This window comes from Stenotrophomonas sp. I18B00994 (genome assembly GCF_014145825.1).
Taxonomy (GTDB): domain Bacteria; phylum Pseudomonadota; class Gammaproteobacteria; order Xanthomonadales; family Xanthomonadaceae; genus Stenotrophomonas; species Stenotrophomonas maltophilia.
This window is the reverse complement of record NZ_JACIUW010000027.1, coordinates 1-16,611: the sequence shown is the minus strand read 5'-3', so window position 1 is coordinate 16,611 and position 16,611 is coordinate 1. Positions and strand designations below refer to the sequence as shown.

General features: G+C 66.4%; 15 protein-coding genes. 6 read left to right on the top strand and 9 right to left on the bottom strand.

Translation table 11 applies throughout. From position 1 onward, the window contains the following. Positions 1–22 precede the first annotated feature (22 nt). The 3 genes from atpE to H4O10_RS20160 form a co-directional block, all read right to left on the bottom strand. On the bottom strand, positions 23–328 hold the full coding sequence (atpE, locus tag H4O10_RS20170; RefSeq protein WP_005411133.1) for a F0F1 ATP synthase subunit C: 306 nt from the start codon (positions 326–328) through the stop codon (positions 23–25). A gap of 73 nt (positions 329–401) precedes the next feature. Beyond that, entirely contained in the window at positions 402–1,202 is an 801-nt protein-coding gene (atpB, locus tag H4O10_RS20165) for a F0F1 ATP synthase subunit A (RefSeq protein ID WP_005411134.1), read from the bottom strand. Between the two features lie 31 nt (positions 1,203–1,233). Beyond that, a complete protein-coding gene (locus H4O10_RS20160; RefSeq protein ID WP_006394654.1) occupies positions 1,234–1,599 on the bottom strand; it encodes a hypothetical protein in 366 nt (121 codons plus the stop codon). Positions 1,600–2,056: 457 nt separating this feature from the next. Here H4O10_RS20160 and H4O10_RS20155 point away from each other — a divergent pair, with 457 nt between their 5' ends. Further along, entirely contained in the window at positions 2,057–2,875 is an 819-nt protein-coding gene (locus H4O10_RS20155; protein WP_032967007.1) for a hypothetical protein, read from the top strand. A gap of 441 nt (positions 2,876–3,316) precedes the next feature. Here the strand turns inward: H4O10_RS20155 and lpdA are convergent, their stop codons facing one another. The 3 genes from lpdA to H4O10_RS20140 form a co-directional block, all read right to left on the bottom strand. Beyond that, entirely contained in the window at positions 3,317–5,125 is a 1,809-nt protein-coding gene (gene lpdA, locus H4O10_RS20150) for a dihydrolipoyl dehydrogenase (RefSeq protein ID WP_049454969.1), read from the bottom strand. A 108-nt stretch (positions 5,126–5,233) separates the two neighbouring features. Then, a complete protein-coding gene (gene aceF / locus H4O10_RS20145; RefSeq protein ID WP_049454967.1) occupies positions 5,234–6,952 on the bottom strand; it encodes a dihydrolipoyllysine-residue acetyltransferase in 1,719 nt (572 codons plus the stop codon). 167 nt (positions 6,953–7,119) lie between these two features. Beyond that, a complete protein-coding gene (locus tag H4O10_RS20140; protein ID WP_005411139.1) occupies positions 7,120–7,635 on the bottom strand; it encodes a DNA-deoxyinosine glycosylase in 516 nt (171 codons plus the stop codon). Between the two features lie 186 nt (positions 7,636–7,821). Here H4O10_RS20140 and H4O10_RS20135 point away from each other — a divergent pair, with 186 nt between their 5' ends. From H4O10_RS20135 to glpK, 3 genes are all read left to right on the top strand, one after another. Beyond that, positions 7,822–8,457, top strand: a complete 636-nt coding sequence (locus H4O10_RS20135) for an OmpW family outer membrane protein (RefSeq protein ID WP_049454964.1) — start codon at positions 7,822–7,824, stop codon at positions 8,455–8,457. Between the two features lie 128 nt (positions 8,458–8,585). Beyond that, positions 8,586–10,091 (top strand): glycerol-3-phosphate dehydrogenase, encoded by a 1,506-nt coding sequence (gene glpD, locus H4O10_RS20130; protein ID WP_049454962.1) that lies wholly within the window; start codon positions 8,586–8,588, stop codon positions 10,089–10,091. Positions 10,092–10,196: 105 nt separating this feature from the next. Further along, the gene (gene glpK / locus H4O10_RS20125) at positions 10,197–11,696 is read left to right on the top strand and encodes a glycerol kinase GlpK (protein WP_005411142.1); all 1,500 of its coding nucleotides are present in this window, start codon (positions 10,197–10,199) and stop codon (positions 11,694–11,696) included. A 106-nt stretch (positions 11,697–11,802) separates the two neighbouring features. Here the strand turns inward: glpK and H4O10_RS20120 are convergent, their stop codons facing one another. Both H4O10_RS20120 and H4O10_RS20115 read right to left on the bottom strand, forming a co-directional pair. Further along, a complete protein-coding gene (locus tag H4O10_RS20120; protein ID WP_012481327.1) occupies positions 11,803–12,597 on the bottom strand; it encodes a MetQ/NlpA family ABC transporter substrate-binding protein in 795 nt (264 codons plus the stop codon). 26 nt (positions 12,598–12,623) lie between these two features. After that, the gene (locus H4O10_RS20115) at positions 12,624–13,595 is read right to left on the bottom strand and encodes a YafY family protein (protein ID WP_005411144.1); all 972 of its coding nucleotides are present in this window, start codon (positions 13,593–13,595) and stop codon (positions 12,624–12,626) included. A gap of 81 nt (positions 13,596–13,676) precedes the next feature. Here H4O10_RS20115 and H4O10_RS20110 point away from each other — a divergent pair, with 81 nt between their 5' ends. Together H4O10_RS20110 and H4O10_RS20105 are read left to right on the top strand one after the other, a co-directional pair. Then, entirely contained in the window at positions 13,677–14,279 is a 603-nt protein-coding gene (locus tag H4O10_RS20110; RefSeq protein ID WP_049404108.1) for a hypothetical protein, read from the top strand. Positions 14,280–14,385: 106 nt separating this feature from the next. Then, the gene (locus H4O10_RS20105) at positions 14,386–15,162 is read left to right on the top strand and encodes a DUF481 domain-containing protein (RefSeq protein WP_005411146.1); all 777 of its coding nucleotides are present in this window, start codon (positions 14,386–14,388) and stop codon (positions 15,160–15,162) included. A gap of 71 nt (positions 15,163–15,233) precedes the next feature. Here the strand turns inward: H4O10_RS20105 and hemC are convergent, their stop codons facing one another. Further along, positions 15,234–16,145 (bottom strand): hydroxymethylbilane synthase, encoded by a 912-nt coding sequence (hemC, locus tag H4O10_RS20100; protein WP_033833963.1) that lies wholly within the window; start codon positions 16,143–16,145, stop codon positions 15,234–15,236. Positions 16,146–16,611 lie beyond the last annotated feature (466 nt).

Genomic DNA, 16,611 nt, shown 5'->3' with positions numbered 1-16,611 from the left:
CCGGTCGTCTCAAACCGCTGTATCAGCCGGCCAGAGCCTTGGTGACGGCGCCAGCGAAGGCAGCCGACAGCGGGTTGGCGAAGGCCAGCAGCAGGCCAACGGCGACCGAGATGATGAACGCGGCGTCGATCAGGCCGGCGGTGATGAACATGCGGACCTGCAGGACCGGGATCAGTTCCGGCTGGCGGGCGGCCGACTCCAGGAACTTACCAGCCATGATGGCCAGACCCAGACCGGCGCCCAGCGCGGCCAGGCCGATCATGATGCCGACGGCAAGGGCGGTGGAGCTCTGAATCTGCGCGAAGTTGGTCAGGACGGCGAAGTACATGGTTATCTCCAGGAACTTAAGTTGCTAAGGGTGATGAAACGGATGAAGGTTGAAACGCGTTGAAGCTTGAAACTCAGTGAGCGTCTTCCGACAGGCTCAGGTACACGATCGACAGCATCATGAAGATGAAGGCCTGCAGCGGGATCACCAGCAGGTGGAACAGCATCCAGCCGAGGCCGAACACACCACCGGCAATGGCACCGAAGAAACCGGCACCACCCAGCACCCAGATCAGCAGGAACACGATTTCGCCGCCGAACATGTTGCCGAACAGTCGCATCGCCAGCGAGATCGGCTTGCTCAGCCACTCGACGATGTTGAGGATCAGGTTGAACGGCATCATCCACTTGCCGAACGGCGCCGTCAGGAATTCCTTGATGAAGCCGCCCAGGCCCTTGGACTTGAGCGCGAAGAACAGCATCAGGAAGAACACGCTGATGGCCATGCCCAGGGTGGCATTGACGTCAGCGGTCGGCACCGGCTTCCAGTAGTGCACGCCCGCCCATTCCAGCGGCTTGGCGATGAAATCGGCCGGGATCATCTTCAGCAGATTCATCAGCAGAATCCAGAAGAAGATGGTGATGGCGATCGGCGTGACCAGCTTGCTCTTGCCGTGGTAGGTGTCCTTGGCCTGGCGGTCGACGAACTCCAGGCAGATTTCAACGAAGGCCTGCCACTTGCCCGGCACGCCGGCGGTGGCCTTGCGGGTGCCCAGCCAGAACGCGACAACGATCACCAGGCCCATCAGGACCGCGGTGAGGAAGGTATCGACGTGGATATGCCAGAACATACCCTCACCCTTGCCGACCGGCGCGGTCAGGTTGTGCAGGTGATGCTGGATGTAGCTGGTAGGGGTTAGAGCCTCGCCCGCCATGTGTCCGGAACCTTCAGTTAATTGAATTCTGTCAACGCCTGGCCATCGCCAGGACCTGGAACATCAAGCCGACGGCGATACCGGCCAACAGCGCCAATGCAGGCAGCTTGAAGACCAGGAACCCCACCAGCAGGACGCCGAAAACCACGACCCACTTGGCCACGATCGCAATGATCAGGCGAGCCATCGCCGATCCTGCGGCCAGTGCCCCACCGCCCAGTGCCATCCGTGCCGCCACCCAGCCACCGGCCGAAATGGCCACACCGGACGCCAGCGCGCCGAGGGCGTATTTCGGACCTACCAGCAGGAAGGCCAGGGCCAGGACAGCCACTGCGGCCAGCGGGTAGACCGCGGCGCGCAGCATCAGTCGCCGACCCGCATCAACGGAGTTCAGCACAGGACGTCCCGCGTGGTTGCAAGTGGAGGGCTGAGGCGGCTACAGCAGGGGGGCCTCATCGAGCCGCCAAATTATAGCAATGGGACAATTTGCGAGACAACCGCTCCCTGTTCATCCCTGGAAGCCGCAAGTTGCGGTAACGGTTACATTTTTGCGTGCCACCAGGGGGACAATGACGTCCGCACCATGTTGCGACGCACTATTGAACTTTGGTCGCAGGCTGCGGAACTTTCGTCAGACATGCCGGTCCGATCATTCGACCTGCCTGCAGCATCCTCGTCGGCTCCGCCCCGCAGGTCCCACGATGGCCCCGAAGCCCGGCTCCGGGGCCATCTTTTTGCATCGTCGCGACAGCACTGAACCGTACACATGCCATGGACCATACGTTCACGCATGGTGGACGGGCCTGTCCGGCACAGTGGCCGTCATTCTGATGAACCACTGCAAGGACTCTTCGATGCGCCCCGTACCCACCCTGCTCGCCCTCTCCCTGCTCGCTGCCGGCGCCTCGTTCGCCAATGCGGCCCACGCCGCCGAAGGCGATGACCGCTTTGCCATCCGTCTGGGTGCGATGAACATCGATTCGGACAACACCCTCCGCGGCAGCACCACCGTGGCCGGCCAGGACATCTCCCTGAACCAGGACTTCAAGCTGGGTGGCAAGGAATGGGAGCCGCGCATCGACGGCATGTTCCGCATCAGCAACCGTCAGCGCCTCCTGTTCAACTACTTCAAGTACGACAAGGACCGCCGCGAGACCCTCGACCAGGGCATTTCCTTCGGCGGTGAGAACGTGCCGGCCGGCAGCTTCGTGAAGGGTGAGCTGAAGTATCAGGTGGCCAGCCTGGTCTATGACTACTCGGTGGTTGATACCGACACCTTCGACCTCGGCCTGCAGATCGGTGGCGAGTACGCCAAGGTCAGCACCAAGGGGTACGCCGACCTGGGCACGGTGTACGAAGGCCAGTTCCTCGACGAGAAGGCCGATGGCGTGGCACCTGTGGTCGGCGCCCGCATGACCTTCACGCCGTCCGAGCGCTGGATGATCACGCTGCAGGGCCAGTACCTCAACACGCGCTGGGGCAGCTTCGATGACTACAAGGGCGACCTGAGCCGCGCCAATGCCATCGTCGATTACCGCTTCACCAAGAACTTCGGCGTGTTCGCCGGCTACGACTGGTTCAAGCTGGACGTGGACAAGAAGGGCAGCGACGGTACTGTCGGCCTGAAGCAGGAATTCAAGGGCCCGGTGGCCGGTATCAGCTTCGTGTTCTGATCCCCCGCCCCTTCCACGGCACTCTCTCTCCTGGCGCGGCCTCCGGAACATCGGGGCCGCGTTTTTTGTGGCATCGTCGAGCAGAGAAGCAGGTTGGTCGAGCGCGGGGGGAGAGGGGCTTGCGTGCGAATGTCCCCCGGCGCCGGCCTACGGCCGACGCCTCCTCCTTTACTTCGCACACAAGCCCCTCTCCCCCCGCGTGTCAGGAATCCGGGCGGCTTTGGCACTGGCTCTGACTATCCGCAAGCCGAGCCGCTGCGCGGGTGGCAGGCGTTTGGACAAAGTAAAGGAGGAGGCGACCGCCGCAGGCGGGCGGCGGGGGACATTTGTCCAAACGCCTGCCACCCGCGCAGCGGCCCCACCGCTCGCAAAAATCCGGAGCGGAGAAACAAAAAACCCCAGCAGATGCCAGGGCTTTTCGTTCGGAACGGCGCGGGCGCCTTACTTCTTCTTCGGCATGTACAGATCGGTGATCGTGCCGTCGTAGATTTCCGACGCCATCGCCACCGACTCGCTCAGCGTCGGGTGGGCATGGATGGTGTGGCCGATGTCTTCCGCCTCCGCACCCATCTCGATGGCCAGGCCGATCTCGGCCAGCAGATCACCGGCGTGCACGCCGACGATCGCACCGCCGATGATGCGGTGGGTTTCTTCGTCGAAGATCAGCTTGGTGAAGCCCTCGGTGCGGCCGATGCCGATCGCGCGGCCACTGGCGGCCCACGGGAACTTGGCCACGCCGACCTTCAGGCCCTTGGCCTTGGCTTCGGTCTCGGTCACGCCAACCCAGGCGATTTCCGGGTTGGTATAGGCCACCGACGGAATCACGCGGGCCACCCATTCCTTCTTGTGCCCAGCAGCCACTTCGGCGGCCAGCTTGCCCTCATGCGTGGCCTTGTGGGCCAGCATCGGGTTGCCGACGATGTCGCCGATGGCAAAGATGTGCGGCACGTTGGTGCGCATCTGGCGGTCGACCGGGATGAAGCCACGGTCGGTGACCTGCACGCCGGCCTTCTCGGCATCGATCTTCCTGCCGTTCGGCGAGCGGCCCACGGCCACCAGCACGCGGTCGAAGGTGCCCTGCGCCAGCGCAGGCGCCTGGCCTTCCTCGGCGGCTTCGAAGGTGACGGTGATGCCCTTGGCATCGGCGGTGACGCCCGAGGCCTTGGTCTTCAGGTGCACTTCGATGCCCTGCTTCTTCAGGCGGTCGGCCAGCGGCTTGACCAGGTCCTTGTCGGCGCCCGGCATCAGCTGGTCCATGAACTCGACCACGGTGACCTTGCTGCCCAGCGCGCTGTACACGGTGGCCATTTCCAGGCCGATGATGCCGCCGCCGACGACCAGCAGCGAGCCCGGCACTTCGGCCAGCTCCAGCGCGTCGGTGGAATCCATCACGCGCTTGTCGTCCCACGGGAAGTTCGGCAGCTTCACCGCCTGCGAACCGGCGGCGATGATGCACTTCTGGAAGCGCAGCAGCTGGGTGCTGCCGTCAGCAGCGGTGATTTCCAGCTCGTTGGCCGAGATGAACTTGCCGACGCCCTGCACGCTGCGGACCTTGCGCTGCTTGGCCATGCCGGCCAGGCCCTTGGTCAGCTGGTTGACGACCTTTTCCTTGTACTCGCGCAGCTTGTCCAGAGTGATGGTCGGCTTGCCGAATTCGACGCCGAAATCACCCGCGTGGGCCACTTCGTCGATGACCGCTGCGGCGTGCAGCAGCGCCTTGGACGGAATGCAGCCCACATTGAGGCAGACGCCGCCGAGGCTGGCGTAGCGTTCGACCAGCACCGTATCCAGACCGACGTCGGCAGCGCGGAAGGCGGCGGTGTAGCCGCCCGGGCCCGAGCCCAGCACGACCATCTCGCATTCGATGTCGGCCGGCTTGCCGCTGGACAGCGCCGGCTTCGGCGCAGCCGGTTCGGCCGGGGCGCGGTGCGACGGGGTCACCGGCGGCTTGCTGGCCGGAGCGGCTGCAGCCGGAGCCGGCGCAGCGGCCTTGGCCGGGGCTTCGGCGGCGCCTTCAGCGTCCAGCACCACGACCACGGCGCCTTCGGACAGGGTGTCGCCCAGCTTGACCTTGATCTCCTTGACCACGCCGGCAGCCGAGGACGGCACTTCCAGGGTGGCCTTGTCCGATTCCAGGGTTACCAGACCCTGGTCCTTCTTCACCGTGTCGCCGACGGCGACCAACACTTCGATCACCGGCACATCGCTGTAATCGCCGATGTCGGGAACCTTGACTTCAATCGTGGCCATGGTGGGTTTTCCTCATGCCCGCCCGGCATGGCCGGTGGGCTGTCACTGCATCTGTTCACGCGGCCGCGCCAGGGGCTGCGGCCGCACGGTGGGGGCGAAGCGGGTGCCTTACAGCAGCACGCGGCGCATGTCGGCCAGTACCTGGGACAGGTACGTGGTGAAGCGTGCGGCCAGGGCGCCGTCGATGACGCGGTGGTCGTAGCTCAGCGACAGCGGCAGCATCAGCTTCGGTGCGAATTCCTTGCCGTTCCAGACCGGCTGGATGGACGACTTGGAGACACCGAGGATGGCCACTTCCGGTGCATTGACGATCGGGGTGAACGCGGTGCCGCCGATGCCGCCCAGCGAGCTGATCGAGAAGCAGCCGCCGCTCATGTCGGCCGGGCCGAGCTTGCCGTCGCGCGCCTTCTTGGCCAGTTCGCCGGTTTCCTGCGCGATCTGCACCACGCCCTTCTTGTCCACGTCGCGGATCACCGGCACGACCAGGCCGTTCGGCGTGTCGGCGGCGAAGCCGATGTGGAAGTACTTCTTCAGGGTCAGGTTTTCACCGCTGGCATCGAGCGAGGCGTTGAACTCCGGGAACTTCTTCAGCGCTGCGGCGCTGGCCTTGATCAGGAAGGCGAGCATGGTCAGCTTGATGCCGGCCTTCTCGTTCTCCTTGTTCAGCGCCACGCGCAGGCCTTCCAGGTCGGTGATGTCGGCCTGCTCGAACTGGGTGACGTGCGGGATCATCGCCCAGTTGCGGGCCAGGTTCGCACCCGAGATCTTCTTGATGCGCGACAGCGGCTGCACTTCGGTCTCGCCGAACTTGCTGAAGTCGACCTTCGGCCACGGCAGCAGGTTCAGGCCACCACCGGCAGCGACAGCAGCACCGCCGGCAGCCGGCACGCCACCGCTGAGGGCGGCCTTGACGAACTTCTGCACGTCACCCTTGGTGATGCGGCCACCCTTCTCGGTGCCGTTGATCTGCAGCAGGTCCACGCCCAGTTCGCGGGCGAACACACGCACCGCCGGGGTGGCATACGGCACCTTGGCGGGCAGCACGCCATCGGCGTTGAACTGCACCGGCGGGCTGGACGGGGTACCGGCCGAGGCGATCTCGCGGGCCGCCAGCTTGTCCGGCTGCACCGGCACAGCGACCGGCTCGACCTTGGTGGCGGTCTCGGCGGCAGCCGGAGCGGCCGCAGCGGCCGCCTTGGTCGGCGCCGGCGCGGCAGCGCCCTCGGCTTCGATGATGGCGACCACATTGCCCTGCGACAGAGTGTCGCCGACCTTGACCTTGATCTCCTTGACCACGCCGGCCACCGACGACGGCACTTCCATGGTGGCCTTGTCGCTTTCCAGCGTGACCAGGCCCTGGTCCTTCTTGACCGTGTCGCCGACGGCGACCAGCACTTCGATGACCGGAATGCCGGAGTAGTCGCCGATATCCGGCACCAGCGCTTCAACCGCACCACCGCTGGCAGCCGGGGCGGCCGGCGCAGCTGCGGCCGGGGCCGGTGCGCTCTGGGTGGCGGCAGCCGGGGCAGCGGCCTTGGCCGGTGCCGGCGCGGCGGCCGCCGGCTTGGCGGCTTCGGCTTCGCCTGCGGCCACTTCGATCAGGGCCACGACCTTGCCTTCGGACAGGCTGTCGCCGACCTTGACCTTCAGTTCCTTGACCACACCAGCCACCGAGGACGGCACTTCCATGGTCGCCTTGTCGCTTTCCAGCGTCACCAGGCCCTGGTCCTTCTTGACCGTGTCGCCGACGGCGACAAGCACCTCGATTACCGGGATATCGCTGTAGTCACCGATATCGGGGACAAGTGCTTCCTTGATTTCGGCCATCGGGATAACTCCGGCAATCTGGTGTAGGGAAACGTCTATTGTGCGGCCAGCGGGGTCCAGCGCCAACCGTTACAGGTGTTTTCAGTACGCACGCAGCCGGGACAGGCTGTTGCCAATGGGTCGCGGCCGCGACCAGTCGGTAGCGTATTGTCCGGACGATGTCCGCTTCATGTCGCCCGCGCGTCGGCCACCGGCTGCCAGGCCTGGCGCAGGCGCGGCAACGACCACGCCGCATTGGCAGGGCTGGTCGACGGCAATGCGACCAGCTTCGGCGGGGTTTCCAGCCGTGGCAGCACCCAGCGCTGGAACGCCTGCAGCGACGCACCACCATTGCAGCCGATCAGCTTCAGCTCAGGCAGCGTGGCGATCAGTTCCGGCAGCGCATTGGCCACTTCCGTGCCACGCACGATGTCGGCATCCAGGCTGCCGCGCCGCTCGCAGCGGCCGATCACATCCCACAGGCCGATGCCCGCGGCGTTCAACGCCTGCAGCCGTTGCACATAGGGCAGAGCCGCGTCGAAACCGCAGATATCGGCCATCAGCGGCCAGAAGCGGTTGCGCGGATGCGCGTAGTAACGCTGCTCCTGGAGGGATGCCACGCCTGGCATCGAACCCAGCAGCAGTACCCTGCAATCCACGTTCACCTGCGCTTGCAGGCCGACGCACAGCGTTGCCGCGCTCACATCTTCTCCAACTGAATGAATGCCACTGACGACCAGAAACCCCATGGATACAGGCTTTTCGCGCTGATCGCTGAACAAGGAAAACTATTTTTTAACGCGCGTCGGATTCGATTCATGTTGAGGCGACTACGGTGTGCTCGCCCCGCAACCGGGGGCCCAAAACAAGAAACATTAGGAGATACCCCCATGCGCTCCATCCGTATCCTGAGTCTCGCCCTGCTGACCTCCGCCGCCTTCGCGCCGGCCGCTTTCGCCCAGGACAGCAGCTCCACCGATACCGCTTCGGGCAAGCATTTTGCCGTGGTTGGCGGCGTCGCGCTGCTGCAGCCGAAGAATGATCCGATCGACGGCATCAAGAAGGTCGATGGTGGCCCGGCGCCGACCGTCAGCTTCAGCTACTTCATCAACGACAACTGGGCCGTTGAACTGTGGGGCGCCGCCGACAAGTTCGACCACAAGGTGAAGGGCCCGAACAATGCCCGCCTGGGCAACGTCGAGCAGCAGCCGGTCGCGCTGAGCGGCCAGTACCACTTCGGCCAGGCTGACAACGTGTTCCGTCCGTTCGTGGGCGTGGGCTACTACCAGTCCAGCTTCAGCAATGAAACGCTGGCCGACGGCAGCAGCTCCGACATCCGCCTCAAGGACGCCAAGGGCGTGATCGGCACCGTCGGCGTGGACATGAACATCAACTCCACCTGGTTCGCCCGTGCCGATGCCCGCTACATGCGTTCGCGTCCGGACGTGAAGGTCGGCGGTGAGAAGATCGGCGAAGCCAAGATGGATCCGTGGACCGTCGGCTTCGGCATCGGTGCCCGCTTCTGATCCAGGCAGCACCGGCTTCACGGATGTAACGCGACGGGCCCTGCGGGGCCCGTCGTCGTTTCCGTCACCCGCGTTCTGTAGAGTCGACTGTCAGTCGACTCTACGCACACACAGGACACGGAGACGCGATGGACGACGTCGACCTGCTGGTGATCGGTGGCGGCATCAACGGCGCCGGCATCGCCCGTGATGCGGCCGGCCGCGGCCTGCGGGTGCTGTTGTGCGAGCAGGATGACCTGGCCGCGCACACCTCCAGCGCCAGCAGCAAACTGATCCACGGCGGCCTGCGCTACCTTGAACAGGGCGAGTTCGGACTGGTGCGCAAGGCACTGGGTGAACGCGAAGTGGTGCGGCGGCAGGCCCCCCATCTGGTCCGTCCGTTGCGCTTCGTACTGCCATGGGAACCCCACCTGCGACCGCGCTGGATGCTGCGCGCGGGCCTGTGGCTGTATGACCATCTGGGCGGGCGCAGCCCGAGTTTTCCCGCCTCGCGCGCACTGGACCTGCAACGCGACCCGCTTGGCCCCTGGCTCTCCCCGGCGCTGCGGCAGGCCTTCAGCTACGCCGATGCACAGGTCGATGACGCGCGGCTGGTACTGCTCAATGCGCTGGATGCCGCCCGGCGTGGCGCACGGGTACATGTGCGCAGCCGCTGCATTGAACTGCGCCCTGTGCTGGGCCGTTGGCAGGCCACGTTGGAAGCCACCGACGGCCGGCAGCAAACGGTGATCGCCCAGGCCGTTGCCAATGCAGCCGGCCCTTGGGCAGGAGGCCTGCTGGAACGTATGCAGGCGCGCGATGGCGGCCCCGCCCTGCGCCTGGTACAGGGCAGCCACATCGTGCTGCGCCGGCCCTGGCCCGACGACAGCGCCTGCCTGCTTCAGCAGCCCGATGGCCGCGTGGTGTTCCTGCTGCCGTTCGCCCACGACCACCTGCTGGTCGGCACCACCGACACCGACTACCGCGGCGACCCGGCCCGGTGCAGCGTGCTGCCTTCGGAGGTGGCTTACCTGTGCGAGGCCGCCAACCACTACCTGCGCGAGCCGATCACCCCGCAGGACGTGGTCTGGCAGTTCGCAGGGGTACGCCCGCTACTTGCCGATCCCGATCCGCGTGCAGCGAAGCTGAGCCGTGACTACCGCCTGCAGTTGCAGTCCAGCCCGGCGCCCGCGCTGCATGTGCTGGGCGGCAAGCTGACCACGTACCGCGTGCTGGCCGAAGAAGCGCTGGACCTGCTGCGCCCCGCCCTGCCGCAGATGGGACCGGCATGGACGGCATCGGGCCACCCACTGCCGGGCAGCGACTGGGGCGACGCCACGCAGGCGTGCTCGCGCCTGCAGGCACTGGCACCGTGGCTGCCCGCAGAGATTGCGCGCCGCTGGGCCGGCGCCTACGGCAGCCGCAGCGCGGAGCTGCTGCAGGGCGCTCAGGGCAAGGGCGATCTTGGCGAGGAGTTTGGCGGCGGCCTGCATGCCCGCGAAGTGGACTTCCTGCGCGACCACGAATGGGCCTTGAATGCCGAGGACGTGCTGTGGCGGCGGAGCAAGCTGGGGCTGCGGCTGGATGCGGCGCAGGTGGCGCGGCTGCAGGCGTGGATGGGGGGTCGGATCCCTTTCCCAGGGAAAGGGCTCTGACCCCCGTGTTGCCGCGTGTGCCAACCAAGGTTGGCAGCTACCAGGGTGGCCGCGCGCGACGCGATCGATGCATTAGGATTTCCCCATCGCCACCGGAGACGCTGCATGACGCCCCGCTACGTGCTGGCCATCGACCAGGGCACCACCAGTTCGCGCGCGATCCTGTTCGACCGTGCTGGCGACATCGTCGGCAGTGCGCAGCGCGAGTTCGCGCAGATCTTCCCGCAACCCGGCTGGGTCGAGCATGACCCGCGCGAGATCCTCACCAGTGTCTATGCCACGCTGACCGAACTGCTCAGCCGCGAACAGATCGACCCGCGTCATATCGCCGCGCTGGGCATCACCAACCAGCGCGAGACCACCGTGGTCTGGGACCGCGCCAGCGGCCAGCCGATCCACAATGCCATCGTCTGGCAGTCGCGGCAGAGCCATGCCATCTGCGAGCGACTGAAGTGCGACGGGCATGAGGCACTGGTCCGCGAACGCACCGGCCTGCTGATCGACGCCTATTTTTCCGCCACCAAGGTGCGCTGGATCCTCGACCACGTGGAAGGTGCGCAGCAACGCGCCGAGCGTGGCGAGCTGCTGTTCGGCACCATCGACAGCTGGCTGGTATGGAACCTCAGTGGCGGCCAGGCGCATGTGACCGACTACAGCAACGCCGCACGCACCCTGTTGTTCAACATCCACACGCTGGACTGGGATGACGACCTGCTGGCGCTGCTGGACATACCCCGCGCGATGCTGCCGCAGGTGCGCGATTCCAGCACGGTGTATGCGCACACCCGGCCGCAGTTCTTCTTCGACCACCCGATCCCGATCGCCGGCATCGCCGGAGACCAGCAGGCGGCGCTGTTCGGCCAGGCCTGCTTCCAGCCGGGCATGGTCAAGAACACCTATGGCACCGGCTGCTTCATGCTGATGCACACCGGCACGCAGGCGGTGCGCTCGCGCAACGGCCTGCTGACGACCATTGCCTGGGGCCTGGACGGGCGCGTGGAATATGCACTCGAAGGCTCGATCTTCATCGCCGGCTCGGTGGTGCAGTGGCTGCGTGACGGCCTGCGCATGATCGAGCGTGCCAGCGACAGCCAGGCACTGGCCGCGCAGGTGCCGGACAGCGGCGGCGCGTATCTGGTGCCGGCATTCGTCGGCTTGGGCGCGCCCTACTGGCGCAGCGATGTGCGCGGCGCGATGTTCGGCCTGACCCGTGGCACCCGCAAGGCACACTTCGTGCGTGCCGCGCTGGAGGCGATGGCCTACCAGACCCGCGACGTGCTTGATGCGATGCAGTCCGATGCCGGCATCGCGCTGACCGAACTGCGCGCCGACGGCGGTGCGATCGGCAACGATTTCCTGGCCGGCTTCCAGGCCGACATCCTTGGGGTGCCTCTGCTGCGGCCGCGGCTGACCGAGACCACCGCGCTGGGCGCGGCCTACCTGGCCGGTCTGGCCGTCGGGTTCTGGTCCAGCCGCGAGCAGATCGCCGCGCAATGGGGCCTGGACCGGCGCTTCGAGCCACAGATGGAAGTGGCGCGGCGCGAGAAACTGTATGCAGGCTGGCAGCAGGCCGTAGCGGCCACCCTCGCCTTCCACGTCGACTGAAGGTCGTGCCGGCCGCTGGCCGGCAACCCCCCGATCTTTGGCGGCGTTTGCAGATTGCCGGCCAGCGGCCGGCACGACCGCATGGCCAGAACGCCCGTAGCGCCGGTCAGAACGCCGGCAGCACCGCGCCCTTGTACCTGGTCTCGATGAAAGCCTTCACCTGCGGGCTGGTCAGGGCCTTGGCCAGCTTCTGCACGCGGGCGTCGTCCTTGTTGTCCGGCCGCGCGACCAGGAAGTTCACGTACGGCGAGTCCTTGCTCTCGATCGCCAGTGCATCCTTGGTCGGGTTGAGGCCCGCATCCAGCGCGTAGTTGGTGTTGATCAGGGCCAGGTCGACCTGGTCCAGCACGCGCGGCAGCATCGCCGAGTCCAGCTCGCGGAACTTCAGGTTCTTCGGGTTGGCGGTGATGTCACGCAGGGTCGACAGCGCGTTGGCCGGATCCTTCAGCTCGATCACGCCGGCCTTGTGCAGCAGGATCAGCGCGCGGCTGTTGTTGCTCGGGTCGTTCGGGATCACCACGTCGGCACCGTCGCGCAGCTCGGCCAGCGACTTGACCTTGCGCGAATAGGCACCGAACGGCTCGATATGCACGCCGATCACCTTCACCAGATCGGTCTTGCGATCGCGGTTGTAGGCATCCAGGTACGGCTCGGTCTGGAAGTAGTTGGCGTCCACCTGCTTCTGCACCAGCTGGTCGTTGGGCTGCACGTAGTCGTTGAACACGCGCACGTCCAGGTCCACGCCTTCCTGCTTGAGGATCGGCTTGACCACCTCAAGGATCTCGGCATGCGGCACGGCCGTGGCGGCCACCACCAGCTTCTGCGAGGGCTCGCCGGACTTGCCGCAGGCGGTCAGGGCCAGCGCAGCGGCGAGCAGGGGCAGCAACAGGGTCTTCTTCATGGGCGGAGGAGTTCTCGGGGGGAGTGTCAGGATTTTTCGTAGTTGCTCAGGGCCAGCTCAAGCAGCGCCTTGGCCTGCTCGCGCAGCATCACCGGCTCGACGATCTCGGCATCCGAGCCGTAGTGCAGCACGTCCATCAGCAGTTCGCGGGAGACGCTGTACGGCACCTTCAGTTCATAGCGGCCATCGGCCAGGAAGCGGCCCTGCTGCTTGGAGTGCCAATGCTCGTCGGCCACCCAGCGCGCGGCCTTGGCACTGAACAGGATGGTCGCCCAGCCCTTCGGCGCACCGGAGAAGATGCCGTAGCTGGCACCCAGCTGCTCGTCCAGCTCGCTGTCGGCGACGTCACGGGCAGTGCTGTCGACCACGCGCGCCTTGTGGATGCGGTCCACGGCGAAGCTGCGCAGGGCTTCGCGGTCATGGTCCCAGGCATCCAGGTACCAGTTGTCGCGGTAATGGGTCAGGCGCTGCGGCGAGACGGTGCGCTTGGTCGGCTCGTCGGTGGAACGGGCACGGTACTCGAACGCCAGCTGGCGGCGCTCCAGCACCGCCGAGGCCACGCTGCGGAAGCTGCCTTCATCGAACTTGCGGCCGCGGTGCGGGATTACCCGCACACGGTCCACCGGCCAGTTGGAGACACCGGCCTGGGCAGCCAGCAGGCTCTCGATACGCTGCTGCAGCGGCGCCAGCACCGAGGACAGCACGCCGCCGCCGGTACGCGCCAGCAGGTGCTGCGAGGCCAGCAGGGCGTGCAGCTCCTCCGAGCTGAGCCACAGGCCAGGCAGTTCGAAGCGGTCGCTCTCGTCGGCCTGATAGCGGAAGCCGGCCTCGCCGTCGCCCTCGATCGGTGCCATCAGCGCATCGCGCAGGAAGGCCAGGTCGCGGTAGACGGTGGCACGGGAACAACCGAGCTTGTCCTGCAGGGTCGCCACCGTCACCGGATAGCGCGCGGACTTGAGCAGACGATGCAGGGCGGTGATGCGTTCGTATCGGTCCATACCCCCGATTATGTCCGAGTCGCGGGTCTTGTGTGGGACGTTTGGGCTATCGTGGTCGCCCCCACCCCCATGGAATGCCCGATGCGCCGGTTGCCCGCCCTGTCCCTGCTGGCCTGCCTGCTGCTGGCTGCCTGCGATCGCGCACCGGCGCCGGCCAGGACCGAAGCTCCCGTGCCCGCGGCCGATCCGGCCCAGGCCGTACTGGGCGCCAGCCAACGCTTTGCGGCCCTGGGCAGTTTCCATGCCGAGCTGGAGGTGCTGGGCGCGCCGCAGCCGGTGCGCAGTGCCATGGACTTCGTCGCCCCCGACCGCTTCCGGGTGCAGACCCCGGGCGGGCCGCAGACGATCATTGGCGACACCATGTTCCTGCAGGCCGACGGTGCGATCCGCCAGGTTCCCACCCCGCCGGGCCTGCTGGAGCAGTGGCGCAACCCCTTGCCGGCCGACGCCCTGACTGCCGAACTGCAGGCCGAAGACCTGGGCAGCCAATCGCTGGATGGAGTCGAGACCCGTCACTACCGCCTGCGCGGCGCGCAGGCCGGCGAACGCCTGGAGTACTGGGTGGACGCCCAGGGCCTGCCACGGCAGATCGTGCGCAGCGGCAGCAGCAATGGCCGCAATTTCCAGCTGCGCCTGCGCTATTCGCGCTTCAACGACCCGGCATTGCGTATCGATCTGCCCTGAATAGGCGTCCGCGGCAACGTCTGCTGAAGCGCGCCTTGGATCGATTCTGACCGCCATCACGCTTCCAGTATCATCACCGGCTGTCAACCGCTTCGGAGAAGCCCCGATGTCCCTGCGCGTGTCCCTGCTGATCCCCCTGCTGCTGTGCGCGCCGCTCGCGTATGCACAGGATGCCTCCGAACTGGCGGCGATGTCTTCGCCGTGGAGCGGCAGTGGCGGCGAGCTCGGCTTCGCCTCGGCACGCGGCAACAGCAGCACCGAGAGCTTCAACGGCCGCCTGCGCCTGCGCTACACCGACGGCGATTGGGTGCACAGCATGGACCTGGCCGGCCTGCGCTCCAGCTCCAAGGTGACCGAGACCCGCGACGACGGCACCACCACCCGCCGCAACAACACCACCGCCAACCGCTACACCGGCAGTGCCGGCAGCGCGCTGCAGCTGGGCGAGCACCGCCAGCTGACGGCCACGGTGCGTACCGAGCGCGACGACTTCGCCACCTACGACCGCCAGAGCTCGTTCGGTCTGGGTTACGGCACCCGCCTGTGGAACACCGAGCGCTTCTCGTTCGACGCGCAGATCGGCCCCGGTGTGCGCCGCACCCACAGCACCGAGGACGACCGCACCCGCACCGGCATGATCGGCCGCGGCCTGTTCGACATGAAGTACTCGCTGACCGACAACACCGACCTGGTCAACACCCTGCTGGTCGAATCCGGTTCGTACAACACCTTCGGCCAGAACGACTTCGGCGTGTCGGTGAGCATGAACGAGCACCTGGCGCTGAAGGCCGGCTGGCAGGCGCGTTACAACAGTGACGTGGCCGAGGACAAGCGCAAGACCGATACGCTGACCACGATGAACGTGGTCTACAAGTTCAAGTAAGAAACGGGCGCCAAGGGCTCCCGTTCTTCTTCCGGTGGTGCCGGCCGCTGGCCGGCACGACCTGCGATGGCTCAGACGTTCAGCAGTTCGCCGGCACCGGCATCCAGCAGCATCTTCGCCACTTGCTGGCCCAGCGCTTCCGGATCACTGCCTGGGCCCACGGCTTCGGCGCGCACCGCACGGCCGTCGCTGGCGCTGCCAACCAGCCCCTGCAGGTGCAGGTCATCGCCCTGCCACTGCGCGATGGCCGCCACCGGCACGTGGCAGCTGCCGTGCAACGCACGATTCATCGCCCGCTCGGCTTCCACGCAGGCACGCGTGGCCGCGTCATCAAGCGGGGCGAACAACGCCATCAGACGCGCATTGCCACCATCGCACTCCACCGCCACCGCGCCCTGCGCCGGGGCCGGCAGCCACTGCGGCGGTTGCAGGCGTGCGACGATGCGCTCGCCGAGACCCAGACGCTCCAGGCCGGCCACGGCCAGCACGATGGCGTCGTAGCCACCGTTGTCGAGTTTGGCCAGCCGGGTGTTGACGTTACCGCGCAGGTCGAGCAGTTCCAGATCCGGTCGCAGCGCGCGCAGCTGCGCCTGGCGACGCAGCGACGAGGTCCCGACCCGCGCACCGATCGGCAGCGCGTCCAGCGAGGCGTACAGGTTGGAGACGAAGCCATCGGCGGGATCGTGACGGGTCAGCATTGCCGGCAACGCGAACGGCGCATCCAGTTCCATCGGCACATCCTTCAGCGAATGCACGGCGCAGTCGGCCTCGCCACGCAGCATGGCCAGCTCCAGTTCCTTCAGGAACAGGCCCTTGCCACCGATGGCGGCCAGCGAACGGTCGAGCACTTCGTCGCCGCGGGTGCTCATCGGCACCAGTTCCACATGCAGCCCGGGGTGGGCCTGGCGCAGGCGGTCGGCGACGTGTTCGCTCTGCCAGAGGGCGAGCGGGCTCTTGCGGGTGGCGATGCGGACGGTTTCCATCCGGTCATTATCGCGCCTTCGGCGCGGATACGGCCAACGGCGGAGCCCCTCGTGGCTGGTGGAGGGGTCATGAAAGCAACAGCCGCGCGTGGCCGGGCGGGGTGGGCCACGCAGGGGACGCTGCAAGTACGTCCGTGTAAGCTCGGTCGCCGCATCCATGCGGCTCACGCCCCTGCGCAGCCCACCCCGCCTGACCTCTGACAGCTTCAGTGCGCGTCAGCCACGGAAGATCAAAAGAAAAAAGCAGAAGCAAAAGCAACAGCCGACGGCTTCCGGGGTCAGATCCCTTTTCCGCAGGAAAAGGGATCTGACCCCTCTTTCCAAGCCGATAACAACAATGCTCTTGCTGTCCGATGCGTTGAAGAACGAGAGGGTTGGGCCGGGGTGGGGCGGCGGGACCGTTGGCGCCATGGATGGCGCCATCGAGCTTACATGGATGTACTTGCAGCGTGTCCCAGATCGGAAG